Annotated in this window: 25 protein-coding genes; 9 read left to right on the forward strand and 16 right to left on the reverse strand. The window is 38.5% G+C overall.

Annotated features, from left to right (window positions below):
* Window positions 1–14: 14 nt before the first annotated feature.
* The gene (locus ND811_RS05015) at window positions 15–1,373 is read right to left on the reverse strand and encodes a cyclic nucleotide-binding domain-containing protein (RefSeq protein ID WP_265351024.1); all 1,359 of its coding nucleotides are present in this window, start codon (window positions 1,371–1,373) and stop codon (window positions 15–17) included.
* Window positions 1,374–1,452: 79 nt separating this feature from the next.
* Between ND811_RS05015 and ND811_RS05020 the strand changes: the two genes are divergently transcribed.
* Window positions 1,453–1,773 (forward strand): YbaB/EbfC family nucleoid-associated protein, encoded by a 321-nt coding sequence (locus ND811_RS05020; RefSeq protein ID WP_265351025.1) that lies wholly within the window; start codon window positions 1,453–1,455, stop codon window positions 1,771–1,773.
* A 101-nt stretch (window positions 1,774–1,874) separates the two neighbouring features.
* Here the strand turns inward: ND811_RS05020 and ND811_RS05025 are convergent, their stop codons facing one another.
* Together ND811_RS05025 and ND811_RS05030 are read right to left on the reverse strand one after the other, a co-directional pair.
* Window positions 1,875–2,606, reverse strand: coding sequence for an OmpA family protein (locus ND811_RS05025; protein WP_265351026.1), 732 nt, complete (start codon window positions 2,604–2,606; stop codon window positions 1,875–1,877).
* A 99-nt stretch (window positions 2,607–2,705) separates the two neighbouring features.
* Entirely contained in the window at window positions 2,706–3,554 is an 849-nt protein-coding gene (locus ND811_RS05030) for a flagellin N-terminal helical domain-containing protein (protein ID WP_265351602.1), read from the reverse strand.
* A gap of 206 nt (window positions 3,555–3,760) precedes the next feature.
* On the opposite strand from ND811_RS05030, the gene ND811_RS05035 reads away from it, so the two are divergent.
* Both ND811_RS05035 and ND811_RS05040 read left to right on the forward strand, forming a co-directional pair.
* The gene (locus ND811_RS05035; RefSeq protein WP_265351027.1) at window positions 3,761–4,333 is read left to right on the forward strand and encodes a cob(I)yrinic acid a,c-diamide adenosyltransferase; all 573 of its coding nucleotides are present in this window, start codon (window positions 3,761–3,763) and stop codon (window positions 4,331–4,333) included.
* Window positions 4,306–5,637 (forward strand): peptide MFS transporter, encoded by a 1,332-nt coding sequence (locus ND811_RS05040; RefSeq protein ID WP_265351028.1) that lies wholly within the window; start codon window positions 4,306–4,308, stop codon window positions 5,635–5,637. Before ND811_RS05035 ends, ND811_RS05040 begins: the two co-directional genes overlap by 28 nt.
* 1 nt (window position 5,638) lies before the next feature.
* On the opposite strand, the gene ptsP is transcribed toward ND811_RS05040, so the two are convergent.
* From ptsP to ND811_RS05070, 6 genes are all read right to left on the reverse strand, one after another.
* Window positions 5,639–7,366 (reverse strand): phosphoenolpyruvate--protein phosphotransferase, encoded by a 1,728-nt coding sequence (ptsP, locus tag ND811_RS05045; RefSeq protein WP_265351029.1) that lies wholly within the window; start codon window positions 7,364–7,366, stop codon window positions 5,639–5,641.
* A gap of 63 nt (window positions 7,367–7,429) precedes the next feature.
* A complete protein-coding gene (gene lpxC / locus ND811_RS05050) occupies window positions 7,430–8,338 on the reverse strand; it encodes a UDP-3-O-acyl-N-acetylglucosamine deacetylase (protein ID WP_265351030.1) in 909 nt (302 codons plus the stop codon).
* A 178-nt stretch (window positions 8,339–8,516) separates the two neighbouring features.
* Window positions 8,517–9,290, reverse strand: coding sequence for a mammalian cell entry protein Mce (gene mce / locus ND811_RS05055; protein ID WP_265351031.1), 774 nt, complete (start codon window positions 9,288–9,290; stop codon window positions 8,517–8,519).
* A 32-nt stretch (window positions 9,291–9,322) separates the two neighbouring features.
* On the reverse strand, window positions 9,323–10,111 hold the full coding sequence (locus ND811_RS05060) for an ABC transporter ATP-binding protein (protein WP_265351032.1): 789 nt from the start codon (window positions 10,109–10,111) through the stop codon (window positions 9,323–9,325).
* An 8-nt stretch (window positions 10,112–10,119) separates the two neighbouring features.
* Window positions 10,120–10,896, reverse strand: coding sequence for an MlaE family ABC transporter permease (locus ND811_RS05065; RefSeq protein WP_265351033.1), 777 nt, complete (start codon window positions 10,894–10,896; stop codon window positions 10,120–10,122).
* Window positions 10,893–12,302, reverse strand: coding sequence for a hypothetical protein (locus ND811_RS05070; protein WP_265351034.1), 1,410 nt, complete (start codon window positions 12,300–12,302; stop codon window positions 10,893–10,895). The genes ND811_RS05065 and ND811_RS05070 overlap by 4 nt, the downstream gene beginning before the upstream one ends.
* Window positions 12,303–12,349: 47 nt before the next feature.
* Here ND811_RS05070 and ND811_RS05075 point away from each other — a divergent pair, with 47 nt between their 5' ends.
* A complete protein-coding gene (locus ND811_RS05075; RefSeq protein WP_265351035.1) occupies window positions 12,350–13,399 on the forward strand; it encodes a D-alanine--D-alanine ligase in 1,050 nt (349 codons plus the stop codon).
* On the opposite strand, the gene ND811_RS05080 is transcribed toward ND811_RS05075, so the two are convergent.
* From ND811_RS05080 to ND811_RS05100, 5 genes are read right to left on the reverse strand one after another with little or no spacing between them, the layout of a single operon-like run.
* Window positions 13,368–14,768, reverse strand: coding sequence for a high affinity choline transporter 1 (locus ND811_RS05080; protein WP_265351036.1), 1,401 nt, complete (start codon window positions 14,766–14,768; stop codon window positions 13,368–13,370). The two genes, ND811_RS05075 and ND811_RS05080, sit on opposite strands and share 32 nt — an antisense overlap.
* Before the next feature lie 3 nt (window positions 14,769–14,771).
* Window positions 14,772–15,047: an exodeoxyribonuclease VII small subunit gene (locus ND811_RS05085; RefSeq protein ID WP_265351037.1), complete on the reverse strand. Its 276-nt coding sequence runs from the start codon at window positions 15,045–15,047 to the stop codon at window positions 14,772–14,774.
* A gap of 9 nt (window positions 15,048–15,056) precedes the next feature.
* A complete protein-coding gene (xseA, locus tag ND811_RS05090) occupies window positions 15,057–16,334 on the reverse strand; it encodes an exodeoxyribonuclease VII large subunit (RefSeq protein ID WP_265351038.1) in 1,278 nt (425 codons plus the stop codon).
* The gene (locus ND811_RS05095; RefSeq protein WP_265351039.1) at window positions 16,335–17,444 is read right to left on the reverse strand and encodes an AI-2E family transporter; all 1,110 of its coding nucleotides are present in this window, start codon (window positions 17,442–17,444) and stop codon (window positions 16,335–16,337) included.
* A 2-nt stretch (window positions 17,445–17,446) separates the two neighbouring features.
* Window positions 17,447–17,878 (reverse strand): hypothetical protein, encoded by a 432-nt coding sequence (locus ND811_RS05100; RefSeq protein WP_265351603.1) that lies wholly within the window; start codon window positions 17,876–17,878, stop codon window positions 17,447–17,449.
* A gap of 93 nt (window positions 17,879–17,971) precedes the next feature.
* Between ND811_RS05100 and ND811_RS05105 the strand changes: the two genes are divergently transcribed.
* From ND811_RS05105 to clpA, 5 genes are read left to right on the forward strand one after another with little or no spacing between them, the layout of a single operon-like run.
* On the forward strand, window positions 17,972–18,610 hold the full coding sequence (locus ND811_RS05105; RefSeq protein WP_407658876.1) for a DedA family protein: 639 nt from the start codon (window positions 17,972–17,974) through the stop codon (window positions 18,608–18,610).
* 27 nt (window positions 18,611–18,637) lie between these two features.
* Window positions 18,638–21,787, forward strand: coding sequence for a SpoIIE family protein phosphatase (locus ND811_RS05110; RefSeq protein ID WP_265351041.1), 3,150 nt, complete (start codon window positions 18,638–18,640; stop codon window positions 21,785–21,787).
* 15 nt (window positions 21,788–21,802) lie between these two features.
* Window positions 21,803–22,969, forward strand: a complete 1,167-nt coding sequence (locus tag ND811_RS05115; protein WP_265351042.1) for a GNAT family N-acetyltransferase — start codon at window positions 21,803–21,805, stop codon at window positions 22,967–22,969.
* A complete protein-coding gene (clpS, locus tag ND811_RS05120; RefSeq protein ID WP_265351043.1) occupies window positions 22,969–23,310 on the forward strand; it encodes an ATP-dependent Clp protease adapter ClpS in 342 nt (113 codons plus the stop codon). Before ND811_RS05115 ends, clpS begins: the two co-directional genes overlap by 1 nt.
* Window positions 23,307–25,571, forward strand: a complete 2,265-nt coding sequence (gene clpA / locus ND811_RS05125; RefSeq protein WP_265351044.1) for an ATP-dependent Clp protease ATP-binding subunit ClpA — start codon at window positions 23,307–23,309, stop codon at window positions 25,569–25,571. Before clpS ends, clpA begins: the two co-directional genes overlap by 4 nt.
* A gap of 98 nt (window positions 25,572–25,669) precedes the next feature.
* Here the strand turns inward: clpA and ND811_RS05130 are convergent, their stop codons facing one another.
* On the reverse strand, window positions 25,670–26,218 hold the full coding sequence (locus tag ND811_RS05130) for a hypothetical protein (protein ID WP_265351045.1): 549 nt from the start codon (window positions 26,216–26,218) through the stop codon (window positions 25,670–25,672).
* Complete coding sequence (locus tag ND811_RS05135) at window positions 26,215–26,673, reverse strand: RidA family protein (RefSeq protein WP_265351046.1); 459 nt, start codon at window positions 26,671–26,673, stop codon at window positions 26,215–26,217. The genes ND811_RS05130 and ND811_RS05135 overlap by 4 nt, the downstream gene beginning before the upstream one ends.
* Window positions 26,674–26,742 lie beyond the last annotated feature (69 nt).

Genomic DNA, 26,742 nt, shown 5'->3' on the forward strand with positions numbered 1-26,742 from the left:
CTTTAGTGATAGATCTATTCTGTATGATGCGTTTTTGATGTTTGATTTTTTTTACGTTCTTCTGCGATTCCTTGGATGTGTTTGGCAAAGCCAGGGTGGTGCTTTAAAATTTCTGCAAACCGATCCTTTCCTAAAGTATACACATCACAAAAAGAACCGGCTTTGATTGTTGCTGTTCTTAAAGAATCATCGATCAAACTCATTTCTCCAAAAAAGGAACCTGAATTGAGTGTCGCAAGAATTTCTCCGGTTTTTTCTTTAATGACTTCCACATGGCCTTTGGACAAAAAATACATATTATGAGGCACATCACCTTCTCTAAAGATAACATCACCTTTCATGTAAAAAGCAGGTTTCAATTCTAAAACAACTTCTCTTTTTAATTCTTCTGGTGCGTTTTTAAAAAAAGGAACAACAGAAATCAAATGGTTATGCAAAAACATGGATACATCAATTTTGATACCGGAAGGAAGTTGGTCCCAAATTTCTGATTCATCAATTCCGTGTTTATTTTCCCAAAGATTTACATAGTAGGAACGGATTCGGTTGGCAAGGTTAGGTGGTAATTTTTTGTATTTGATAAAGCTATCAATGGTATTTAACTTTTCTTGGAAAGATACACGTGAAATATCCAAGTTGGAAAGTAGGGTGGCAATATTACCGATGACATAACCATAAATACCAACTCCTAAAATCATCACTCCCATTGTGTAAATTGTTTGGCTGTTAGTTACAGGTGTGATGTCTCCGTAACCAATCGTAGTGAGAGTTGTCACGGACCAATAAAGAGCACGTATATATCTTGTGGTCATATCTTTATCTGCTAAAAATTCGGGTCCAAGATGGATCCATCCGCAGGCCACCCAGTGAGCAAATAGACTTGTCCAATACACAAAAAAGATCAACCGAAAGGTCATGGGATTGATTACTTCAATGAGTCTAAATCGTTCATCTGAATCAGCCCCTAATGCCAATAGTCTAAGAGATTTAAAAAGTTCAAAAACACGTACGGAGCGGAGAAGCCTTAAGATCTTCAAACTATCGGTAACACCGAAGTATTGGAAAAAAAATCCTCCAAATAGGTCAAAAGGAAAGGCTGATAAAAAGTCGACTAAAAACCAACTGCGTAAATAAGTTTTGGATACGATCTTTCGATTTTGAATGAGGAGTCTGTCTTTTAAAATGGCGGTGTTAAAATTAAGGAGGACATCAATTCCAAATATGATTTGGATTCCTCTTTCAAAGTAGTTCACTCCAGCCGAAAGTTTATAGTGAAACACTAAACGGATGGGAACTTCGATGGCAAAATAGGTAATACAAATAAAAACAAAAAGATCCCAGATCCGTTTGTATGGAGAGTTTGGATGGATCATAGTTACAGTATCGACATTGGTAAGTTTTATATTTGCCTTCTTTTAAAGAAAAAAAATCCTGAATGGAAAAGAGGTGATTATGTTCGGTGGAGCGGGTGGAAACAAGTTTGATATGCTCAAACAAATGAAAAAGATGCGGTCGCAGGTTAAAACTATGGAAAAGGAACTTGCGGGTCTCAATTTTGTAGGAATTTCAAAAAACAAACTGCTTTCGGTCACTTTGGATGGAAAATTCCAGATGAAATCCATCCAGATAGAAGATGAATTAATCGAAAAAAAAGACAAAAACCTGCTAGAAAAATCCATTCAGGAAGCTTATACCAAGGCTTTGCAGGACGCCCAAGCGGGGGCCGCAAAACAAATGCAGGCTATGGGTGGTTTTCCGGGACTTGGAATGTAATTTTTTAGAACAAATCTAAAATAGAAAGCCTACAAACACTGTAGGCTTTTTTGTAACAACCAAAGGGACCAAGTAGTCCCTTTTTTTATGTCTGAAGAAAATTAGGTAGCGGGAACGATTTCCACTTCCACTCGACGGTTGGATCCATCTTTTGGATCTGTACCTTTAAGCGGGGTTGAAGATCCAAGGCCTTGGACAGAACCGATTCGTTTGCTTTCAACACCATTCTCTATAATTGCATTTTTTGCAGTGACAGCACGGTCTTGGGAAAGTCTTTGGTTTAGATCTTCTGCACCTGTTCTGTTGGCATGTCCAGAGATATTGATTTTAGTTTCAGGATAAGCTGCAAGTGCTTCAGCCAATTTGTCAATGTTCTCTTTTCCTTTCCCTTTTAGGTCAGCTTTTCCGTCTTCAAACGCAATTCCGCCGTCCATAGAAGCAGTGAGGGCAACGGTTTCTCCGCCTTTTTCACTTTTTGTAAGAGTGATTCCTTGTTTTTTCATTTCTTCGGCCATGTTATCATACATAGTGTTGAGATAAAAACCAGTTCCAAGCCCTGCCAAACAACCTGCACCTAAACCAATAATCTTACCTTTGTTTTGCGGTTTCTTTTTTTCCATTGCCAAAGATTCTTTGATTTGTCTTTGGAAATCGTTCTTTTTGTTTTTAGTATCTTTTTTTCGTTGTGCCTCATCATAAACAGCACCAAGAGCAAGTCCTACACCACATCCAATGGATGTACTTAAGATTAATCTTTTTGTGTTGTCGGAAAGTCCACAAGAGATTGTGGAAAGTAATGATAGGGAAAGAATTCCAGAGATAATTTGTTTCAAAGTGATTGTCCTCGCTTACACTCTCTATAAGTATAAGGACAAATTCTGAAGAAATCCTCCCTGTTTGCAAGGAGGATTTCTGTTTCTTTTTTGATCGGATTAGTATCTGTCCGTGAGGAGTTTTACTACGGATTCCGGTCGGAGGTTTGCTTGTGCGAGCATTGCCACTCCTGATTTGGTTAGGATTTGGTTTTTAGAATATTCGACCATTTCCGTAGCCATATCAGCATCCCTTACTTGCGATTCAGCTGAAACAATGTTCACATAGTTGTTACTAAGTGATTTCAAAGTTAAATCCAATCGATTGTAATAGGCACCAAGGTCAGACCGCAGACGGTTGACTTTGGTAATAGCATCATCCAGAACTTGGAGTGAATCGGAAGCTTTGTTTGGAGTTGACAAAGTCAACTTATTTCCAGCTTGTTTCAGTTTCAAAGAAGAACTAGTCATCGTGTTGATGTAGAGTTCAATTTTCTCTGTCCCGTTTGCACCCACTTGCAAGGTCATTGGATTTTTGGAAGAACGTGAAAACCGTCCATCCAATGGTTTGATTTTATTAAACTCTGCAGAAGTTCCGATCCTTTCCACTTCTTCGACAAGTTGGGATACTTCTAATTGGACTAGTTTTCTGTCTTCGTTAGAATATATTCCGTTTGAAGATTGAACGGAAAGCTCACGTAACCTCTGTAAGATAGAGTTTACTTGATCTAAAGATCCTTCGGTGACCTGAAGGAACGACATACCATCCTGGGTATTTCGCTCTGCTTGGCCGAGTCCTCGAATTTGTGATCTTAATTTTTCGGACACTGCGAATCCCAAGGAATCATCCCCTGGTCTGTTGACTCGCATACCGGTTGCTAGGTGTTCCATAGACTTGTCCATGTCACGGCCCGTATTTGTGAGCGCTCGTTTTGCCACAAGCGCGCTGATGTTGTGATTGATAATCATTGTCACACCCTCCTGTGTGTCCATGACCCGCCTGTTTCCCTACATGCGGAGAAAAGTCAAAAAATCACTGCCCAGGAAATCCGTTCCATCGAGAAGAGAAGGGGTTGCCTGCCCTTGGTTCTTCTATGAATTTTGCCTTTTCAGATGATTCTATACTAGAAAACTAAGGTCTGTAAAGAAAATTTAAGCTCTAAAGGAGTGGGAAATTGAAAATCTACACCAAATTCGGAGATGGTGGCCAAACCTACCTTGCCTCCGGCATCAAAGTTTCTAAAACAGATAGGCGGGTTGATCTTTACGGAAGTTGTGACGAATTGAATAGTACGATCGGGCTTGCACTTTCTTTCACGAAAGACTTAAAGTTCGAACCTGATTTTTTAAATTACTTAAAAGGTATTCAAAGTTTCCTTTTTGAGATTGGATCAGAGCTTGCGGGTTATGTGCCAAAAGAATCAAAGGAAGGAACGGTTGTTTTGCGATCTGATGTGGATAGTTTAGAAAAAGAAATTGATCGGCTCATGGAAAAGCTTCCTGAGATTAAGTTCTTTATTTTACCTGGTGGAAGTTCCGTAGCAAGCAGTTTGCATATAGCTCGTACCATTTGTAGAAGATTGGAACGAGATCTTCTCGTATACATTGAGTCTGGTGGAGTGATCCATACCGATTTAAGAATTTATCTCAACCGCCTTTCTGATTATCTTTTTGTTGCGGCAAGGTTTGCCAACTTTTCTACTGGAAATGAGGAAACCATTTGGAAAAGCAGAACGAAACCCAACTAAACAGGCACCCAAGAGGGATAACCCCACTATTTCTCACAGAGATGTGGGAACGTTTGAGTTATTATGGGATGCGGGCGCTGCTTGTTTTGTATCTAGTGAAATCTTTGGGATTTTCTGATGCCGACGCGGGTGCCGTTTATGCGTTTTATACTAGTTTTGTTTATTTAACTCCTGTTATTGGTGGATATTTAACTGACAGGTTCCTTAGTTATCAATTTGCTATTTATTTGGGTAGTTTTTTAATGTTATGCGGACATATCTCGCTAGCATTTTCAGGACTCCCTTTTTTTTATTTAGGCCTTGTTTTACTCGCTCTGGGAAATGGTTTTTTTAAACCCAATATGTCTACGATCTTTGGTAGATTATACAATGAAAAACAAAATTTACGGGATAGTGGATTTACTATTTTTTATATGGGGATCAATTTAGGCGGTTTACTTGGTCCCATCATCTGTGGTAGTTTAGGAGAAAGGGTCGATTGGCATTTGGGTTTTTTATCCGCTGGTGTAGGTATGGCCGTAGGAATGATCGTATTTTATTTTGGAAGTCGAAGACTGCCTGATTCCATTTGGGAAAAACAAAGTAGTTTGCCTAGGACATCTAATTCTAGTTCGGTGGACAAGAAAACACAATCAAAAATTTTACTCATTGTTTTACTTTCTTTTTTTAGTATTTTCTTTTGGATGGCATTCGAACAAATGGGTTCTTCTCTTAACCTATTTGCTTTAAGAAACACAGATCGTAATTTATTCGGGTTTAATATTCCTGCTTCTGTTTTACAGTCGATTAATCCTTTGTTCATTCTTCTTTTTGGTCCTATTGTTTCATTGTTTTGGACAGCTCTATCAAAAAGGAATAAAAATCCAAACCCGGTACTAAAGTTTGTTTTGAGTTTGGTCTTACTGGGTATTGGTTTTCTTGTTATGGTGGTTGCTGCCAGTTTTGCCGAAACTGGAGTTTCTGTTTCCATTTTGTTTTTAGTTTTTGTCTATTTTTGGAATACCTTAAGTGAGCTCTGTCTTTCTCCGGTGGGTTTGTCCTTTGTCAGTCAAATGGCACCAGCACAGTATGCCTCTCTTCTTATGGGGATTTGGTTTTTATCCAATGCATTTGGGCACTATGCCGCCGGAATTTTGTCTGGGTACCAAAACCAATGGGGAAGTATGAAAAACTTTTACGGTTTCTTTGTGATTTGTTCTTTTTCTGGTGCCTTGCTTTTATATGGAATTTATTCTATAAAGAAAAAAACTATTTTAGGTTTGTTAGAAGGCAAAAAAGAAGATAAATCCATCCTCGCAAATTAAACTAACCCTTAGTTTCTAAGACCAAGGCTTCTATCTCCTCAAACTTTTCTTCGCCGGCAAGTTGGATTACTTGTTCTGCTAGAAGTTTTGCCTTCCATGTTGAAATCTCTTGTACTTTTTCTGCTACTTCCCGCATGAGAGGGAGAGCGGAACTCAAGTCCCGAAATCCGAGCCCTATTAAAACTGCGGTAAACATAGGATCACTTCCTATTTCCCCACAAATGCTGATAGGTTTTTTTTGGGTATTGGCAACGTCGGCAATGTTTTTTAACAATAATAAAAAAACTACTTGCCAAGGATTATAAAGATCTCCCACCAAATGATTGTTACGTTCTACTGCCAGTAAGTATTGTAAAAGGTCATTGGTTCCCACACTGTAGAAGTCAACATGATTTCCAAGAAAAGGTAAATTCAGTGCACAAGCAGGAGTTTCCACCATAATTCCGAATGGGATTTTTTTTGTGATGGCAAGTCCGGTTTGTTTTAGTTCTTCCAGACACTCATTAAACAAAGCTTTAGTTTGTAAAATTTCAGAACGTGTTGTGATCATAGGAAGCATGATCCTCATAGTGCCAAATTCACTGGCACGAAGCAGTGCCCTTAATTGTTCTTTAAAAAAGTGAGGGTGGCGGAGGAGGTAACGAATCCCCCTATTTCCAAGGAAAGGATTTTCTTCTTCGTATCCATTTTCCATTTTATCGGCACCAATGTCCCAAACTCGGAAAGTGACAGGCCTGCCTACCATTTTTAGTAAAATTCGTTTGTATACTATATACTGTTCTTCCTCAGTGGGTTTGAATTCTACATAACGAATAAAAAGTATTTCTGTGCGAACAAGACCTATACCATCTGCTCCTTGTTCAAACGCTAAGTCCACTTCATCTTCGGAATCTATATTGGCACGAAGGGAAAACTTCTTTCCATCTCTCGTTTTGATTTCTTTGGGGCCGTCGCTGATTTCTCGCACTGGTTGGGATTTATGGATATCACTTTTGATTCCTGCCAGTTTGATTTCATCAATGCCGGGAGAGCGATTTAATATTCCTTTAGTTGCATCGAGTAAAATATAGTCATCGTCTTCTACGTGTGAGGTGATGTTTTTTAAACCTACAATCGTTGGGATTCCATAGTTTCTTGCAATGATGGCAGTATGTCCTGTTTTTCCCCCAAAATCAGTTGCAATGCCTCTAAGTTTTGATTTTCCCAGTTGGATCATCTCGGAAGGAGTAATTTCTTTGGCAATGAGGATGACATCGTCTGGAATTTTGGTTTGGTCACTTGTTTTATCAGGGTAGAGGTTGGATTCGATTCTTTTTCCAATATCTAAAATATGGTCTGCACGTTCCCGGAAAAATTCATCAGGGATGGATTGGAATTCGTCATACAAGGAACTAACTGCGGTTTCAAGGGCAAGACCCGCTGATTCGTTGTTTTGTGCGATCCTTTCGAAGACGCGCGCTCGAAAGAGTGGGTCGTTCAGAAAAACAATTTGGGATTCTAAAATTTCAGAAAGTTCTCGGTTGGATTTTGACTTTTGTACTAAGTCATTTAAGTCTTCCTCTGTTTTGAGGAGCCCTTTTTTTAAAAGTTCAACTTCTTCTTTGATTTCATCAGGAGTGAGATCTGTTCGGTCTTCGCGTTTCCGTTTGGATTGTTTCCAACGAAAAACTTTCCCATAAACGGTGCCTGGATAGGCGGAAATGCCTTTGAATGTGGTTTTTTCTTCCATCCGTCCCCTTTGCCAAAAATACTTTCGGTAAGGCTTTGTTTGGAAAGTAAAAAACGACGGATTCTAACGGACTGCTTGTTTTTTGGCAAAAAGTGGGACTCTTTTGCTCTTGAACTGGGTGAGTTCGTTGCCTGTGACTTGGCTCATAATGCATTTGGCAAGTGAGATGTCTAGGGCATGTCCCGCTTTAGATGCGATCAAGTGGCCACGGAAAGGTCTTCCCATCACTGCCAAATCGCCAATCAGATCCAGAATTTTGTGGCGAACACATTCATTGTCATAACGAAGTGTATCGTTTAAATACCCATCATCTGTGAGAACTACAGCATTGTCGAGTGATCCACCCATAGCAAGGCCTCTTGCTTGGAGGGCTTCCACATCTTTCAAAAACCCAAAAGTTCGGGCAGGCAAGATATCTGTTCCTAAAATGGATTCGTCAAGAGTGGTGGTGTAGGATTGGCCTCTGAGGAGGGGATGGTTGAAATCGATGCTATAAGTGACTTTTAGTTCATCGGAAGGAAGCATGACCAGGTATTTGTCCCCGTCCACAACCCAAATGGGGTTTCCAATGGTAATGGGTTCGATCGTTTCGTCTAGAACTCGGATTCCAGCGGAACGGATTCCTTCCCAAAACGGCAGGGAGGATCCATCCATAATCGGAACTTCTACAGAATCAATTTCGAAAATACAATCGGTAATGCCTAAGGTGTGGACTGCTGCGAGAAGGTGTTCGATGGTTTGCACTCGGTTGGAACTTCCATCCCCGATGGTTGTGGCATTACTTGTGTCGACCACATGGTCGAGAGAGACAGGGATTCGGATTTTTTGGGTCCCTTTGTAGAGGTAAAAGATAAGTCCCGTATTTGCTTCTGCTGGATGGAGCCGTAAAGTCACCATTTTTCCGGAATGTACGCCAATTCCCCTAAGTGTGATGGAGTTTTGGATCGTTTTTCTGTGTATTGCCGTTACCATATTCAGTTCCTACTTACAAATTTGTAGGAAAGGGGGTTCGGACAATTCCAAAACCGGAGCCCCAAGTCAAAAAAATGTCTCCTTTTTACAACAGTGTGGCGGGAATGCCACGGCCTCATTTTGTGCGCCAAACTAAAAGATTTTACTACAAAGGGGACCGTATTTTACGTGTTAGTGCTTAAAAAGCACTGAGAGCCGACCGAATGAAACTGGTCACAGGGGCTTGTTCTCTGGTATCCTCCAAACCTTCTCGGAGTTCTTTTAAAACCACTTGGGCATCGCCGAGAGTTGTGTTTACCGACTTGTGAACATCACTTTCATTGATGAGTTTTCCAAGAGTCCCTTGGCCTTCATTGATTTTTCCTGTGATACCCGCAATGTTTTGGACGGTTTTACGAATATCCGCACGGTTCTCCGCAATGAGTTCTGAAAGAGATACAAGTGGATCCTGGGTGACTTTTCCTTGGATAGGGATTATTTTTCCAGACCGAGGAGAAATCTCCACTTTGGTGAGAGCGGGTTCAGTCATGATGTACTCTTTGGTTTTGGGATCTACAGGAAACTTGGATCCTGGATCGAGAGAGACCACACGACCCGATAGTAAACTTTCGTTTTTGATCGTGATTTCATAGTTTGAGAAAAGTTGCACTTTGCCTTTCAAAAGAAGAGTGAGTTCCACCTTGGTTCCGATTCCGGTTTCTCCTTCGGGAAGTAGATTTCCAAATTCATCAATTTGCACCAATCGGATTTTGGAAACATAACCAAAGGGAACTCCGTGGATGGTGACCTTGTTTCCAATTTTGATTCCTTCTGCATCGGGAAAGTAGACGGGAAGTTGGTACCCGGATTTTTGGAAGGGCCCCCCTTCTGTGACAATGGTAAAATAACCCACGGCTACTAGAGAAAAAACAAATAAAAGACCAACGATAAGAGCGCGACCTGCGGTAGGCATTCCCTAAAAAACTCCTGGAGTCATAGGCAAAGTCAATTGGATTTTCCTTTTTTTAAATCAGAATGATCAAGAATCATTGGACCGACCGTGTTTCCATGTATGAACTGTTGGATGACGGGATTCGTTGATTTTTGGATTTCCTCTGAAGTTCCACAAAACTGCACTTTGCCTTCGTAAAGGAAACTAATCCGATCGGCTATTCTGTAAGCAGAGTTCATATCATGTGTGACCACTATGGATGTTAGACCTAATTCCTTTTGTAAACGAATGACTAAATCATTGATGACATTGGACATCACCGGGTCAAGACCAGAGGTAGGTTCATCGTATAACACGATTTTAGGTTGCGAAGTGAGAGCGCGTGCAAGGCCCACTCGTTTTTTCATCCCCCCAGAAATATTGCTGGGTAAGGTATCTTTGGCAGGAACTAAATCGAGCCATTTTAACTTTTCCATAACAATACGATCCAGTTCTTCTCCCGATGCAATTTTATGTTCCCTGAGGGGAAGTGCTACATTTTCATAGACAGTGAGCCAGTTGATGAGTGCTCCTGATTGGAATAACACTCCCAGTTTGGATCTTAGTTCCTCTCTTTTCTTTTCGCTCGCATTGACAATCGACTCACCAAAAATCTGGCAATCTCCTTCATCTGGATCAAGGAGTCCCGTGATATGTTTGAGACTAACTGATTTTCCCGTTCCCGAAGGCCCAAGGATGACCATTGTTTCGCCTTGTTTGACGGTTAAGTTCATTCCTTGTAAGATCTTTCGTTTACCAAAAGCTTTATGGACGTTTTTCATTTCAATAGCAAAGGGTTCCATAATATCCTTCATTTATAAAATAAAGCGGTGAGCACATAACCAGAAAAAATAACCATTAAAAACGAGGTGACTACAGCCTTTCTTGTAGTTTGCCCCACACCAATGGCACCACCTTCCGTCCTAAGTCCCTGACTACAAGAGATGGTTGAGATGGAAAGTCCAAATACATATCCTTTGAGAAGTCCCACATATAAGTCTTTTAATCCTGGAACGGAAGATATGCGGTAGTATACATCTTGGAAATAACTGATCATATCAATTCCGAGTTGGAAATGACCCACGATTCCACCACCTAATATTCCTAATGCGGCAGAGTAAACACATAGCACAGGAACCATAATTGAGAACCCAACAATCCTCGGTAGTACAAGATACCTGATCGGACTAATTGACATTACTTCCAAAGCATCAATTTCTTCTGAAACTTTCATGGTTCCGATTTCAGCAGCCATTGCTGAACCCACTGAAGCGGCCAAGATGAGGGACGTCATAAATGGAGACATCTCGCGAGTGAGTGTGATCGTAAGTAAAAGTCCAATTTGTCCCTCTGCTCCAAAATCGCGAAGTCCAAGGCCAGTGTTTAGTCCAAGGATCATTCCTGTGAAAACAGAAACAATCGAAACAACAAACAAAGAACCAACTCCTGCGATAAACATTTGTTCTAAAATTTCTTTTCTTTTGAAATAAAGGTGGTGGGATTGTCCCACAGCACGAAAGAGTAAGAGGACTGTATAGCCGATTGCATAGAGTATTGGTTCCAAGGTTTTGGAATAAATGCGTCTCATATTTCCCACCAAAAGAGTTTGAATTTGTTTTTAGTTTCTCTGGTATCAATTCCTAAAAATCCGTATAAGAAATCATATCGAAACCCAGTTTGTGATTTTGAATACTCTACGAGTAAAGGAATATGAATATGAGTTTCTTCTTCTGTCCAACGATGTGTGTAAAGTCTTGTGATTAGGTGCAAACGTTTTTCCCCATTGGATGATCTTTTGTATTCAATGATAGAAAAGATCGGTTCCCAAACATCTTCCATTACTTCAAAACGAACAGGTATAATAGCGAGGCTATTCCAACCAAAATTTCCATTGGGATCCTTATGATAACGAAAGAGCGGCCAAAATTTTATGTAATAATCTTCTCTGCCAGTTTGCACAAATTCGCTTTTCATCCTGGAATAAAATGGTAAAATGAAATGAGAAGTCGATTTTAAGTGTGAAGTATTTTGCGTCAAACGAATGTAAAATGGTGAAATAAACTCTGCTTCTTTATTGGCAAAGTAGGAATAACCGTAAAAAGGAAAAAATACAAGTTTTTCCGTATCTTTTTTTTCTGAAGTTGTGTATTGGAAAAAAATAAAGAGGGCCGTGTAATTTGTTTGGCCTGTTTTTTTATCATATCCATAAGAAAATAAAGAATTTAAGATGGGGAACCAAAGAAAGGCTCTACTTTTCATATTCCCATCCCGAGAATCTTTACTATTATAGAATGGGAAAAAAATAGAATATGAGGTTGGTTCTTTTTTATCCAACTTTTCTTCTCCCCATTGGAAAAATGGCCAAAGAAAAGATTTTCGTACGTATTTTCCTTCATGTTCCTTTTTAGAATAAATGGGAAAAATGCGAAGGTCATTCCTTGTTTCTGATCCTCCCCACATCACCAAGGGCCAAAGGATGGATTTTGCTTCATATGTTTTATATTTCCATTCCGAATAAACAGGAAATAAAACATAACTTAGTTCTTGGTAGGAGAGTTTGTTTCTAATTTTTCCATAGATGGGAAAAACACTGAAATAGTTTTCTCTTTGTGATTCACCCTTTCCCCAAATCAATAGGGGAGTAAAAAGAATATCTTCATCTGCATCACCTTCTTCGTGTTTGAATCCAGTTCCGCTAAATATAAATAAAGAGGACCAGGTATACCAATAATTGGTTTCTTCTTTGTAATAAAGAGGTGATAAATAACTCTTAAAGCGAAAAGCATAGGTTTTGTCTTGGAAACCTAAATAAAAAGGGCGAATTGCTAAATAACTTTGGCGTCCTCTATTTTCAGACTCGTATAAAAACCAAAATTGATGGTAATTGGATTTGATGTCTTCTGTAAAGGAATTAGGAAGTTTGGCAGAAATTCCAGAACTGAGAAAGAGAAGACAAAAAACAATTCCTAATTGAATTTTAAAGCGGGAATCCACGTAATTTCAATATCTTCAAGTTTCTATAAAAGGAATCAAGTGATTTCATGATCCAAACCAAAATCGCACTACTTTTCGGAGGAATCTCCGGAGAACATATCATTTCCATTCGTTCTTCCTATTTCATTTTCAATACAATTGATCGGGACAAATACCAAGTTTGTCCTATTTATATTGACCAATCGGGAAAATTTTGGATTCCAACAGGAAAAGATCCCGTGTATCCAGATCCTACAGGTAAATCAGAATCTGAATTTTTGAATGCGTTTTCTTCTTTAAACCAAATTGGAAACTCATCTACTGGTGCGGATTTATTAGAATATGGATTTCAGGCCGCCTTTTTGGGGTTACATGGTGGTGCTGGCGAAGATGGTAGAATTCAAGGATTCCTCGATGTTTTAGGGATTCCTCATACGGGGTCGGGAGTTTTGGCTTCGGCTCTCGCTATGGACAAATTTAGAGCCAATCTTTTGTTTCAAACCATCGGTATCCCGGTAGCTCCTTTTGTGGAATTAGAAAAAGGCAAAACAGATGCAAGAAAGATCCTTTTAAACCTTCCTTTTGAATTTCCAGTTTTCATCAAACCAACGCTTGGTGGTTCAAGTGTCAATACAGGAATGGCAAAAACTCCTGAAGAGGCAATGGTACTTGTGGATAAAATCTTTGTTACTGAAGATCGCGTACTGATCCAAAAACTCATTTCCGGAACTGAGGTTTCGATTGGAGTTTTGGAAAAAAAGGAAGGTGGGAAAAGAATTCCTTTTGCTTTAGTGCCTACAGAGATCCGTCCCAAATCGGAATTTTTTGACTTTGAAGCCAAATATACAAAAGGGGGAAGTGAGGAAATCACTCCTGCACCTGTAGGTGAGGAAATCACAAAAAAACTACAAGAGTATACTTTGCAATGTCATGAAATCTTGGGATGCAAAGGTTATTCACGAACAGATTTTATTATTAGTGAGGGAGTTCCTTATGTTTTAGAAACGAATACCCTACCTGGAATGACTGGAACGAGTCTGATCCCACAACAGGCCAAAGCACTGGGGATAGATATGAAAAATGTATTTACTTGGCTTCTGCAACTGGCGCTTTCCTAGGAAAAAAATACATTCCAATTAAGATCGCGATAAGACTGGCAATGGTTCCGTAAAAGTGACTTGTCATATCGTCTCCGTATATTTCGAGAAAAAGCCAGGTGACAATGCCTACAAATAGAGAAAAAAGCGCAGACCTTTCGTCTGCCTTTTTACTCATAAGCCCAAAAACCATTGGGATGAAAAGTGTCACAAGAGAAATGCCTCCGGAATCTTCTACCAATGCATAAATGGATGGTTTTCCCACTGCCAATAAAAAGGAAATTCCAGCTATGATAAGAACCGAAGTCCTAGAAAGTAAAAGGAGTTTCTTATCATTCATATCTTTAAATGCGTATTTTAGAATATTCTCAGATAAAATAGAAGAAGGAGCAAGGATTGCTCCGGATGCCGTAGAAAGAATCGCAGAGATTAATGCAGAAAAAAATAAAACTTGGATCCAAGGACTAGAAAACTTGGAAATCATAGTAGGAATAAGAAGTTGTCCTGTGTCGGAATTTAAATCAAAATCGGGAAGTAAACTTTTGGCATGAAGCCCTAAAAATAAAGGAATCAGCGCAAATAACAAATAGAAAATGGAAGACAAATAAGAAGCAGAAATGGCAACTTTTTCCGATTTAGCTGACATCACTCGTTGGAAAATATCTTGTTGTGGTAAAGAACCAAATCCTACTACCATCCATGCAGATAAATACAAAGTCCAAGCGTGGAAATTGGATTCAGGAAAAAATCGAAAAAAACCATCTGGTTTTTCTTGGATCGATGTCCATATAGGTTTTATATCATTTAACTCAAATATGACGATGACTAGACCCACTATGATAGAAATGGATTGGAAAAAATCTGTTAACGAAACAGACCACATTCCCCCTAAATAAGTATAAAAAACAACAAGGCAAGCGCCTATGACTATGGCAGTGAATTGGTTGATCCCAAAAAGAATTTGTACCATAATGCCAAGGGCAACAAATTGCGCGGCCACCCAACCAAAGTATGAGAAGATAAGGCAGATTCCGGCAATAAACTCCATTTTTTTTCCGTACCGGTTTCTATAAAAGTCACCGAAAGTAAGAATCTGCATTCGGTAGAGATACTTAGCAAAGATAAGGCCTAACAAAAAAAGACATAGGGCTCCACCAAAGGGATCTTGGATGACAGATAAAAATCCACCTTTTGCAAATTCAACGGAAGAACCAAGAATGGTTTCACTTCCAAACCAAGTGGCAAAGAGAGCTGCTGTGGATATAGGGAGGGGTAAGCTTCTTCCTGCTAATATAAAGTCTTTAGAATTTTTAACTTTTTTTGCGGCATAAACTCCAATGGCAATGGTTATGAATAGGTAACCAACAATGAATACTGCTTGGAAACTCATTCTTTAAAATAGATCTTCTTCCAGTGGTTTTGACACAGATTCTTCTTTCTTTTTTTTGACTGTTGCTTTCACTGTTTCACCAGTTGGTGCTTTCGACAAAAATTCGATTTTTGCTTCTGCGTCTACAAGTCTTTCGGAACAAACTTTTTTTAATTCCATTCCACGCTCATAAGCCGTAATAGAATCTTCTAAAGAAAGAGTTCCCCTTTCTAATTTTTCAGCGATGTCCTCTAATTCGCGAAGTGCTTCTTCAAAGCTAACTGTCTTTTTCTCTGCCATTTTGAATTCCTATATTTTATCTTTTACTTCAACCAGAAGTTTTCCATCAGAAAGGAATACTTCCAAACTTTCGTTTTTTGACACATTATGAATGGATGAAATCACTTGTTTGTTTTGATTCCGAACCACAGAATACCCACGTTTCAAAGTACCAAGTGGAGAAAAGTGATCTAGTCTTTGTTCGGCGAGTGTGAATTTATTTCGAATTCTTTCTAAATAGGATTTCCAATTCTGAGAAAGATGGTCGAAACGTTGGAATTCACTTTGTTTTCGAACTAAATAGTTTTTTCCGAGTAAGGAAATTTTTGTCATAAGCTCATCAAGGTGAGTGGATCTAGTTTCTAGAAGTGTTTTGGGATTTTGGAAGACAGGTCTTGTGGAAACACCCATCCATTTTTCTTTTCCCACACGAATAACATTGGTTAACGCTGATTTTAACCTTTCTTCCATTTCATCGAGTCGAATGAGTGTATCCGAAACATTGGGAATGGCAAGTTTTGCTGCTGCCGTTGGGGTTGGGGTCGTTGCATCTGCTGCAAGATCCGTAAGCACTCGATCGATTTCATGTCCGACTGCTGAAATAATCGGAATTCGAGAATTATAATAAGCCATTACAACAGATTCTTGGTTAAAAGCCATTAAATCTTCAAAGGAACCGCCGCCGCGTCCTGCAATGATCACATCTACTTCCCATTTTGGGTCGTTGATTTCTCGGATGGCTTCTATTATAGAGGCTTCAGCTCCATCTCCCTGGACAAGACAGGGGGAAATGAGAATTTGTATGGAAGGATTTAGATCAGTCGCAATACGAATGATGTCTTCGACTGCCGCACCTTTGGGAGAAGTAACAATGCCAAGTCGCTTTGGAAATTTTGGCAAAGGTCGTTTGTGTGTGGCATCAAAGATACCTTTCTCGAGTAGGGCTTTTTTTAATTTCTCAATTTTGAGAAGGATGTCTCCTTCACCAATCTCTTCAATTTTTTGAACAGTTAAACTATAGTAACCACCTGGTTCATAGACAGATATAGAACCATAAACTAAAATCTCCATTCCATTACGAAGCGGTGTCCCCTTATAATTTTTAGCTTGGAAGGAAAAAAATGCACATTTAATCACACTTGTCGTATCTTTTAGAGAAAAATAAATATGACCTGAACTGTTGGTTTGGGAATGATTGGAAATTTCCCCACGAACCCAAATATTTTTAAATTCGGATGAGTCTTGGAGTTTTGTTTTAATGAGGCGGTTGACCTCACTTACACTGAGAGATGAATCTACCTGTTCCATTTATAAATTTTGAAACCGTGTTTCTCTAAAAATTTTCCAAAAATCCCAAAGGATAATGACGAGTGTTAATGCCATTGGGCCAATGATAATCCCTGCAACACCAAACTCTTGTAAACCGCCAATAAGAGACAAAAAGATTAGAAAAGGATGTGTTTTTAGTTTTTTATCCAAAATTTTTGGTTTTACTAAGTTTTCTAAAATCAAATAACTAGCACCACCCGCGATCATAAAAAGAATACTTCCTGTCCAGTTTTCTTGTACTAAACCAATATAAAGTCCAATGGGCAACCAAACAACAGATGTTCCTACCACAGGAATTAAGGAAAAAATTGTCGCAATACTAGAAAGTAAAAACTTATTCGAAACGGATGTGAAGAGTAACAAAATATAGATTAGGGCACCTTGTAATAAAGAAATAAAAAGGTTACCCATCATCACAGTTCGAATTGCCTCTTCAATTCGTCTTCCTAACCTTTCTTCTATTTCTGTTGGAAATGGTAACAAAACAAAAAGTGCATGTTCCATCCGACTTCCTTCTTTATATAAAAAGAAAAGTAATATGAAGGTAAAAAAAGCATTAAAGATGATGGCACCAGGAACTTCAAAAGAACCAAGTAAAAAACCAGAAGAGTTTTTTAGTAAACTATATATGGAATCTAAATTAAGAATATCCATATGTTGACCAACATATTCTCGGTACATCAAAGGTAGTTTGATCCAGAAAAATTCATTTTCTGTGAAAAAATCCGTTAACATCGGACTGTTTAATAACAAGGCAACGATGGATTCTTCTGTGAGTTGGTTTCTAATGTAACTAACCAAGTTTAAGGATTCACGAATTAATGTGGATACAATGAGATAAGAAGGAATAAAAACTCCCGCAAGCATTATAATCACCATAATATAAGGAGAGAGTCCGTGAAACTTAACACCTAAAACATTCTTCAGTTTTTTGTGAGTTTTTCTTGTGGTAAGATAAAACAGAAGTGCAAGAAAACTTGCCCAAAGAAAGGGTTTGAATACGAAAAATAAAGTAAGACAAGTCCCAATAAAAATGGCACTCAGTAAAAGATAGACAATGATTTCGTTTTTATTTTTTATCCAATTCATAATTAGTAACTGGAATGTTTTTTAAAATAGAACCGAATGTAATGAGTGGAACTTCCACTATCGGAAATCATAATAGAAAGGGACTTTTTAATAAATCCTTCCAACAAATAGGTAATTTCGCCGTTGTTTTCGCTTTGATCAATTAGTTTCCAATCCCCCTGGGCTGCTCTTGTTTCGATTCGTTTGCGAATATTTTCTATACTTTCCTCTGTTTCCATAAGAAGGTAAGCTTCTTTGGTATGAATATGGCTAGTTTTGAATTCACTCGATTGTAAAAATTTAAGTTTTTCAGGAAAGAAGGACTGAGGAAATGCCGGGGGTGCGTTTGTTGGATTTCTAGAAACTATGATTTGATCAAAACGGTAGATTTCTGTTTGGGTCGTGGGAGTACAGGACCAGAGAATCAATAGTAAAAATGGTAAAAATCGAAGCATTACGGAAAGCAAATGTGGGACTATTGATTCCTTCCATTCATTTTTTTAAATCTTTGTTGCCAATAGACGGGAAGGGTTATCTTTTCCTTTGTGTTGGATTTTCTGCAGTTTGATTCGTTTCTCGGTCGAATTTTGGAGTTACCGCCCCTCGTACTTTGGGTATTTTTCTGTTTTTCCAACTTTTTGGAAAATGTTTTTCCCCCTTGGCCAGGGGATACGGTCACAGTGTTTTCTGGTTTTCTTTCTTCGAGTCAGGACTCACCTTTGTCCTTTTTTTCCGTAGTCCTTGCAACCTATTTGGGTAATCTTTTGGGTGCATTGGTAATGTATTATTTTGGAGAAAGAATCCTCCAATTCCTAAAACGGTCCAGGTTCCCATTTTTATCTGCTTTATACCAAGAAGAAAACTTACAGAAGACACTGGTTTGGTTTCGAAAACACGAGATGATCGTGGTTCTATTATCCCGATTCTCTGCTGGAATTCGTTTCTTTGTCTCCATTGTAGCGGGAATGAGTAAAATGAACATCATTAAATTTGTATTATTATATTCTTTGGCCATTTCCATTTGGTGTGGACTCCTTCTTTTGGGTGGTTCCCTATTAGGTAGCAACTGGAACCAAATCGTTGTTATGCTATCATACTACAATCGTGTGATAGGACTTGTCATATTATGTTTTATTTTATACTTTCTATACCAAATTAAGAAGAAAAGAAATACAAAGTTGACATGATTTCATTTTCTGTTAGGGTTTTCACCCATGAACTCTTGGGGAAATATAGCGTTTGATTTTTATACATTCGGCTCGCTTGTCGGTGTCATTTTTACTTTTTACAATGCACAATTTTTTTTAACAGTTAAAGAAAAATCGGAAGCTACCTACCAATTGGGTATGGGAACACTCTGGCTTGGCCTGTTTCATTTCGGATATCTGATTAATTTTTCCTTTATGGGTCCAGCTTCGGCTTATCTGCGGTGGCTTGTCATTGTCGGCGCTATGGCTGGAGCCACTTACCTAACGAGTTTTTTCTTAAGTTATCCAGAAGTTTATTTTCCCCGACTAAAAAAGTATCTATTTTTCATTATGAATTCAGTAGTGGTGACGGTTACTGGATACTTTGTTTTTATTAGTTTAACGGCTGGTAGGTTGTTTTTCTTTAGTGGTCACTATTGGGATTTCCCTGTTCCCGTTTTTTATAAAATCTATGCAATCATAGTTTTAGTATTTTTTGCTACTTTTTCTTTAGTGGCTATTATACAAATTTTTAAAATGCCTAAGGAATCCAGGTTTGCATCGGCAAGTATCCTTATTGCGTTTATTCTTGTTACCATCATCCCAGGAATCATGAATGCACAGTCGAGAGACGGTGCGATCGGCAGAGGAATCTATCAAACAATTACAGACCTTGTCCTTGTCGTTGGACTTTTTGTTGCCAATGTTGTTTATATCAACAATACAAAAGATAAAACAACAATTATATCTCGAATTATCGGAATATCTCTCGCCTCATTTTTGTTAGTTTTGCAACTTGTTGCTTATTCGGTGATCCAACAATCCGAATCCAATTATGATATGGTGCATACAGCAAGAGCCAAAAATTACATTGCTGGGTTAGAAACAGACCAGGTTCCTAGTTTTCACTATACTTTTGATATAAATCAAAAATACTTTGTTCGTAAAAAAGGATTCGAATCATCTTTTGTAGATCCAGAGACATATCAATCGGAATATTGGAACTATTGGGCTTTGGAGACAATTCTCTCTTTCAAAGGAAAAACTGATTGGAAAGAAACTACAAAAAATCTACTTTCGCAACTTCCGGAGACCAGTAAAGGTTACTCTGCGGAAATAGAACGTCTTCTTAGTTTAGATTCAGTGAAAAGCCCAGGGGATTTGGTTCATGAACTGGAGTCTGAGAAAAGGAAAATTCTTTATACAAGAAACAAATTAAGGGAAATTCAAACTAAGAATTTTACTGAAACTGCATCATCACTTCTATCCAAAAAAGAAGGACCACTTTCCGGATTCTATGGAGCAGCACGCGCAGTTTTGGAAACAAACCTTTCGGAAGACAAAAAGGTTGAAGTCCTTGATCGAATGTTTTCACCGATGCCGAATCATGGAGACAGAAATTATCGGGGTCAAATCAAATTTGCTGAAAACAACCCAGATCACTCGTTTTACATAAGTTATCTGGTTGCGGACAAAAAAAACGGACTTGTACATGAAGTAGGGTATCCTTATTTGGATTACCGGGAATTTCAACATGAAGTGACACTTCCTTGGATTATAGGTGTTCTTTTTTTAGCTGTCCTTGTTATTTTTGGTTATCGTTTGTTCTTTTTAATAGCTCTGCTTCGGCCCATCGAACAAATCATTGAAGGTCTAACGGAAGTAAATTCTGGAAATTTAGAATACCGCCTGACCGTTCACGTAGAAGATGATATAGGATTTATGGCAAGGTCCTTTAATCGAATGGTGCGTTCCATCCAGGCGGCCAGAAAAAAATTACAACAGTATGCGGACCAATTAGAATTAAAGGTTCAAGAAAGGACCAAGGAATTGGAAAATACTTTAAAAGAAGTCCAATCTCTCAAACACCAACAAGATGGTGATTATTTTTTAACTTCTCTTCTTTTACAGCCATTCCATGCCAATCATGCTAACCATGATAATGTCCAAGTCGATTTTCTATTGGAACAAAAGAAAAAATTTACTTTCCGTCAGTATGAAAAAGAAATCGGCGGTGATTTAAATATCGCCAACCAAATTCTTTTAAACAATCGTTCATATACTGTTTTTTTAAATGCAGATGCTATGGGAAAGTCTATGCAGGGTGCGGGTGGAGCGCTTGTTCTTGGTTCTGTTTTTGAATCGATTATTACAAGAACTCAACTTCTTAGTGAAGCAAGAAATACTTATCCGGAACGATGGATTAAAAACACATTCCTAGAACTTCATAAAATCTTCGAAGGGTTTGATGGATCCATGCTTGTTTCACTTGTTCTTGGGCTCATCGACAATGAAAGTGGTTTGTTGTATTTTATCAATGCGGAACATCCTTGGATGGTTCTTTATAGAGATGGAATTGCAAGTTTTATCGAAAATGAACTTATGTTTCGAAAACTTGGAACCTCAGGTGTCCAAGGAAATCTTTATATAAAAACGTTCCAATTGGAACCAGGTGATGTGTTAATTGCTGGATCTGATGGTCGTGATGACTTACTGATCTCTCATACATCGGATGGAAAAAGGGTAATCAATGAAGATGAAAGGTTATTCCTTAAAATAGTGGAATCTGGGAAAGGTGAGTTAGATAGGATTTATGAAGAATTGGCAAACTATGGAAGTCTCACAGACGACTTATCTTTGTTACGTGTATCTTATATAGAGGAAAAAGAAAGATACAAAATTGAAAAGGAACGGTTAAAAGAAATTCAGACTCTCCTTTTAAAAGCAAAGGAAGCAAGTGAATCTTCCGATTTACAGGAAGCAGTTGTCTATTTAGAAAAAGCAAATTCCCTGGAAGAGAATATTCCTGAAATCAAAAAGAAATTCATCCAACTTTATTTGAAGTTAAAAGACTATGGGAATGCCAAAAAAATGGCTAAGGACTATAGTTTGCTTAGGCCAATGGATACGGAAATTATGTACATCACGGCATTCTGTGCAAGGAAAGTGGCAGATATTAAAACCGCCATTGATTTCGGAGAAAGAGTCCGCCTTCGGGATCCAAACCATGTCAAAAACTTAATCAATTTAGGCCAAACTTACCTGGCAGATAAAAATTTTTCACGGGCAGAAAATATCCTAAGTTCTGCATTGGAATTGGATCCGGAAAATCCGAGTTTGCAAAGGCTTCTTGATCACATTCGGAAAAAACAAAACAGACAAGATGTTGTGAGTTAGAGTCTAAAGTTTATATTGAGTGCAACGTTAACTTTCAAGATTTCCCAAAGTTTTACGGAGTTTTCCAAGGAAGAATGGAACCTGCTTGTTCCATCGGATTCTGTTTTTCAAGAATTTGAATTCTTATCTGGGTTGGAGAATACTGGTTGTATTGGGAATGGGGATTGGATCCCGGTTATAGTCTCTGCAAGACAGGAGGGAGTTTTAAAAGGAGTCCTTCCTGCTTATCTTCGGAGTGACTCTTATGGAGAATATATTTTTGATTTCCAGTGGGCCAATGCCTTTCACCGGGCTGGGATTCCCTATTACCCGAAATTGACGGTGTCAGTTCCCTTTACACCTGTCACGGGGAATCGAATTTTGTTATCTGCCGATTTAGGTGATTCAGAAAAAGATTCCCTTTCTTCTCTTCTTTTACAAAAGCTTTTAGAGTTTGGGAAAGAAAAGGAAACTTCGTCGGTTCATATTTTGTTTTGTAAAGAAAACGAACAAAAGTTAGGAATTTTGAACTCTTTTGCACCAAGACTTTCTCATCAATACCATTGGTTTAACAAAGGTTTTGCGAGTTTTGAGGATTTTTTATCCACTCTTGTGAAGGATCGTAGAAAAACCATTCGCCAAGAAAGAAGAAAAATTTCTGAATCAGGACTTATGATCCAAACCCTTACTGGCGACCAGATTACCGAAGAACATGCCCATATTTTCTTTCAGTTTTATCAGGACACCCATTCCAAAAAATGGGGCCAGGCTTATCTAAACCGAAAGTTTTTTTTAGAGATGCATCGTAATTTTCGTCATCGTTTGCTTCTTGTTTTGGCAAACGACACTTCTGGGAAACCATTGGGTGGAAGTTGGAATGTATTTAGAGATGGGTTCATTTTCGGTAGGTATTGGGGGGCATTGGAACATGTTCCCAATCTACATTTCGAATGTTGTTATTACCGATTGATTGATTTTGCCATTGAACATAAAATGGAACGAGTTGAGGCTGGGGCCCAAGGGGAGCATAAATTCCTCCGAGGATATGAAGCTGTGCCTATGTATAGTTTGCATCATATTTATAATGAACAAGGAAGAGCGGCTATTGAGTCTTATTTGGAACGAGAAATTGTAATGGAGCGCGAAAATATTTCCGCCTACAATTCACAATCACCTATTAAATCTCTTCGGGAGGGAAATTGATGTCAGATCCAAAACGCAAATCTTATACCGATATGAACGTAGAACTACTCGAAAGAGAAAAACAAAAGAAAAAACTAAAAAAACCTGATCGGTATAAAGTCATTTTAATCAATGATGATTACACCCCACAGGAATTTGTAGTTTATGTACTAGCCAATGTATTTCGGAAATCGATGGAAGAATCTCGTCAAATTATGTGGAAGGCCCATACTTCTGGTTCTGCCGTGTGTGGAGTGTATTCTTTGGACATTGCTCGAACAAAAGTAGCAGAAGTGCATAAAATGGCGGACGATGCCGGCCATCCGTTACAATGCCAGCTCGCAAAAGAGGAGGATGAATGAACCTTTCCCTTGATTTAGAAAAAACCTTAGAACTTGCAGGAAATGAAGCAAGTAAATACCATCACGAATTTATTACTTTAGAACACTTGTTATACGGTCTTACCTATAATGAAAAAACAAAAGATGTATTAATTAATGTTGGATGCGATTTGGATCTTCTCAGAAAGGAATTAATCGAATATTTTGAAGAAGATCTTTCTACTATTGCCGTCCCGAATCTGAAAATCCAACCACGTTACACTGTGGGTGTTCAGTTTGTGATTCAGTTTGCGGCCTTTCATGTTCAGAATTCAGGTAAGGACGAAGTGGATGGAAACAATGTCCTTGTGGCACTTTTTCGAGAGGAAGACAGCCAAGCATACTATTTACTCTCCAAACAAGAAGTAAACCGTCTTGACGTGATCAAATACATGTCTCATGGAATTAAAAAAGAAAGGGAAGCTGAGGAGCCAAATTTTGCGGAGGAAACGGACCCCGAAGAGTTAGAATCAGGATCTAAAAAATCCGCGTTGGAAAAGTTTTGTGTCAATCTAACAGAGAGAGCAAGGTTGGGAAAATTAGATCCTTGTATTGGTCGCGATATCGAAATCGAGAGGACCATTCATATCTTATCTCGTCGTAGAAAAAATAATCCTATTTTTGTAGGCGAAGCTGGTGTCGGAAAAACTTCCATTGTGGAAGGAATTGCCGAACGAGTGGTCAAGGGGCTTGTTCCCAAAAGTTTACTAGGTTTAGAAATTTATTCCCTAGATATGGGGCTTGTGATGGCGGGAACCAAGTTTCGAGGCGAATTTGAAGAACGTCTAAAAGCCATCTTACAAGAAGTAGTCGGTAAACCTGAGCGTATCATCTTTGTCGATGAAATTCATACAATTGTAGGTGCTGGGGCCGTATCGGGTGGGAGTTTGGATGCTTCCAATTTGATGAAACCAGCCCTTGCCAATGGCGAGCTCAAATGCATTGGAACTACCACCTATAAAGAATATAAATCGATTTTTGAAAAAGACCATGCTCTTTCTAGAAGATTCCAAAAGATAGAAGTCACTGAACCTTCCCGGGAAGATGCCATTGAAATCTTAAAAGGTTTAAAATCCAAATACGAATCATTTCATGGGGTTACTTACAGTCCCAAAGCCATTGAAGCCTGTGTGGATTTATCCAGTCTTCACTTAAGAGATCGTTTTTTACCGGACAAAGCCATCGATTTAATGGATGAGTCAGGCGCCTTTGTGAAGTTACGTGATGAGAAAAAAGATAAGGCAAAAAAACAAGTGGGCATTTTAGAAATCGAATCCCTAGTTGCCAAAATTGCAAAGATTCCAGAAAAAACAGTAAAGGCTGACGATAAAAAAAAGTTAGAAAATTTGGATTCTGAAATCAAGTCCATTGTTTTTGGTCAGGATCATGCCATTGAACAGGTAGTAGATGCCATCCATTATTCAAGGTCAGGTCTCAGTGATGAAGGAAAACCTATTGGTAGTTTTTTATTTGTAGGACCGACGGGTGTCGGTAAAACCGAAGTCGCAAAAACTTTAGCAGAAAAAATGGGAGTGGAGTTTCTACGATTTGATATGAGTGAATACATGGAGAAACATTCTGTATCACGTTTAATTGGAAGCCCACCGGGTTATGTGGGTTATGACCAAGGTGGACAACTTACTGATGCCATAGCCAAAAATCCCCATTGTGTTCTGTTATTTGATGAAATTGAGAAAGCACATGAGGACATTTACAATATTTTATTACAGGTGATGGATCATGCTACACTCACCGATAGCACGGGAAAAAAGGCAGATTTCCGCAATGTTATTTTAATCCTAACAACGAATACGGGGGCCCAGGAAAGTGCAAAACCACTGCTTGGTTTTGACACTGACAGATACGATGATCGTTCCCTTAAAGCCATTGAGAGGACATTCACTCCTGAATTTCGCAACCGACTCACTGCAGTTGTAGAATTTGGTCCTTTGTCCATTCAGGTTGTGGAACTTGTGGTCAAACGAATGTTTCGTACTTTGCAAACCAAAGCAAATGAAAAGGGAATACATTTGGAATTGTCAGAGAAAGCCGTACGGTATTTGGCTGAAACTGGTTATGACAAAACAATGGGTGCAAGACCAATACAAAGAATTTTAAATTCCGAGATTGGAAAACCACTTTCCAAAAAGATATTGTTTCATAAAGACAAGGGAAGTAAGTATCTTGTGGATGTGATACAAAAAGATGGAAAAGATGGTTTGGAGATCATTGAAAAAAAATAGTTTGCATACAAACTAACGAAAATTAGTTTCCCATTAGGCAAATACAATAAACGTTGGATTCTCTAGATCAGGCGTTTATTGTATTTTGTTTTAATGGATTAAGTCCTACTTAAATCCTCATCTTCTTTTTTAAAGGTAAGGTAACCAAATAGAAAAGCACCAATGACAGAACCCAAAAATAGATAAAAGGGAAGTCCAAGGCCAACTTCCTCTGGTTTTACAAAATCATAAAAATACCTTTTAGGATCCAAATAACCCCAAATCACAAAGACGATGGATCCAATTTGGCATGTGAAAAACCAAACCCTTGTCCAAGAAGATTTCCAAAACCCAAGGAAGAAAAAATTAAGGAGAGCCAGAAGAATGAAGACTGAATTTAATTTTGGTCCAAGGGAAATGGATTCTGTGTTTTCAAAAAAACGAATTTCATAAGAAAACCAAGGAAGAACCGAAAAGATAAGTTGTGAAAACAAAAAAATAAAGAATATTTTATCGAAAAAAAGTTTACCCATCCAATAACGATAAAGAGAAAGAAAAATTCTTTTTGTTAAATCCCACCAAGCAAGCGCTAATTCAGGTACGAATAAAAGAGATTCTTTTATGAATTGGATCAAATTGATTATTTTTGATAAGATAGAATTTGTCATTCTACTTCTGCTACCATTTCTAATTCCACGCTAGCATCGAGAGGAAGAGAACTGACGCCAATGGCAAATCTAGCATGTTTTCCTTTTTCACCAAAAATGGTAGCAAGTAGTTCTGAAGCTCCATTGGCAACTAAGTGTTGTTCTGTGAACTCGGATGTTCCTGAAACAAAAACGCCAAGTTTAACAATAGATTTGATTTTATCTAAAGATTCGACATGAAGTAGGATTGCAGCTAAAGCATTCAAAACACATTGTTTTGCTTCTTCCTTTGCTTCCTCAAGACTTAAGTCTTTGCCAACCTTCCCGGTCTTTCGCAGTTTTCCACCAATGAGTGGGAGTTGTCCCGAAGTAAAAATAAGGTTCCCTGACCTTTTGGAAGGGATATAGGCGGCTAGGGCAGCCGGAACAGGGGGAATTTCTAAACCCAGTTGTTTCAACTTGTCATGTATTGGCATTGCTTTCCAGCCTACTTAGGCAGGGTTTATGGGACAAAATTTTTTTTTAAGGAATGAAGAAAATTGAAA

This window comes from Leptospira soteropolitanensis, assembly GCF_026151655.1.
Taxonomy (GTDB): domain Bacteria; phylum Spirochaetota; class Leptospiria; order Leptospirales; family Leptospiraceae; genus Leptospira_A; species Leptospira_A soteropolitanensis.

Excerpts from the sequence above, each read along its gene's own strand:
- ND811_RS05015 (WP_265351024.1), bottom strand. The coding sequence starts at position 1,373 with ATGATCCATCCAAACTCTCCATACAAACGGATCTGGGATCTTTTTGTT.
- ND811_RS05020 (WP_265351025.1), top strand. The coding sequence starts at position 1,453 with ATGTTCGGTGGAGCGGGTGGAAACAAGTTTGATATGCTCAAACAAATG.
- ND811_RS05030 (WP_265351602.1), bottom strand. The coding sequence starts at position 3,554 with ATGATTATCAATCACAACATCAGCGCGCTTGTGGCAAAACGAGCGCTC.
- ptsP (WP_265351029.1), bottom strand. The coding sequence starts at position 7,366 with ATGGAAGAAAAAACCACATTCAAAGGCATTTCCGCCTATCCAGGCACC.
- lpxC (WP_265351030.1), bottom strand. The coding sequence starts at position 8,338 with ATGGTAACGGCAATACACAGAAAAACGATCCAAAACTCCATCACACTT.
- mce (WP_265351031.1), bottom strand. The coding sequence starts at position 9,290 with ATGCCTACCGCAGGTCGCGCTCTTATCGTTGGTCTTTTATTTGTTTTT.
- ND811_RS05060 (WP_265351032.1), bottom strand. The coding sequence starts at position 10,111 with ATGGAACCCTTTGCTATTGAAATGAAAAACGTCCATAAAGCTTTTGGT.
- ND811_RS05065 (WP_265351033.1), bottom strand. The coding sequence starts at position 10,896 with ATGAGACGCATTTATTCCAAAACCTTGGAACCAATACTCTATGCAATC.
- ND811_RS05075 (WP_265351035.1), top strand. The coding sequence starts at position 12,350 with ATGATCCAAACCAAAATCGCACTACTTTTCGGAGGAATCTCCGGAGAA.
- ND811_RS05080 (WP_265351036.1), bottom strand. The coding sequence starts at position 14,768 with ATGAGTTTCCAAGCAGTATTCATTGTTGGTTACCTATTCATAACCATT.
- ND811_RS05085 (WP_265351037.1), bottom strand. The coding sequence starts at position 15,047 with ATGGCAGAGAAAAAGACAGTTAGCTTTGAAGAAGCACTTCGCGAATTA.
- xseA (WP_265351038.1), bottom strand. The coding sequence starts at position 16,334 with ATGGAACAGGTAGATTCATCTCTCAGTGTAAGTGAGGTCAACCGCCTC.
- ND811_RS05095 (WP_265351039.1), bottom strand. The coding sequence starts at position 17,444 with ATGAATTGGATAAAAAATAAAAACGAAATCATTGTCTATCTTTTACTG.
- ND811_RS05100 (WP_265351603.1), bottom strand. The coding sequence starts at position 17,878 with ATGCTTCGATTTTTACCATTTTTACTATTGATTCTCTGGTCCTGTACT.
- ND811_RS05110 (WP_265351041.1), top strand. The coding sequence starts at position 18,638 with ATGAACTCTTGGGGAAATATAGCGTTTGATTTTTATACATTCGGCTCG.
- clpS (WP_265351043.1), top strand. The coding sequence starts at position 22,969 with ATGTCAGATCCAAAACGCAAATCTTATACCGATATGAACGTAGAACTA.
- clpA (WP_265351044.1), top strand. The coding sequence starts at position 23,307 with ATGAACCTTTCCCTTGATTTAGAAAAAACCTTAGAACTTGCAGGAAAT.
- ND811_RS05130 (WP_265351045.1), bottom strand. The coding sequence starts at position 26,218 with ATGACAAATTCTATCTTATCAAAAATAATCAATTTGATCCAATTCATA.
- ND811_RS05135 (WP_265351046.1), bottom strand. The coding sequence starts at position 26,673 with ATGCCAATACATGACAAGTTGAAACAACTGGGTTTAGAAATTCCCCCT.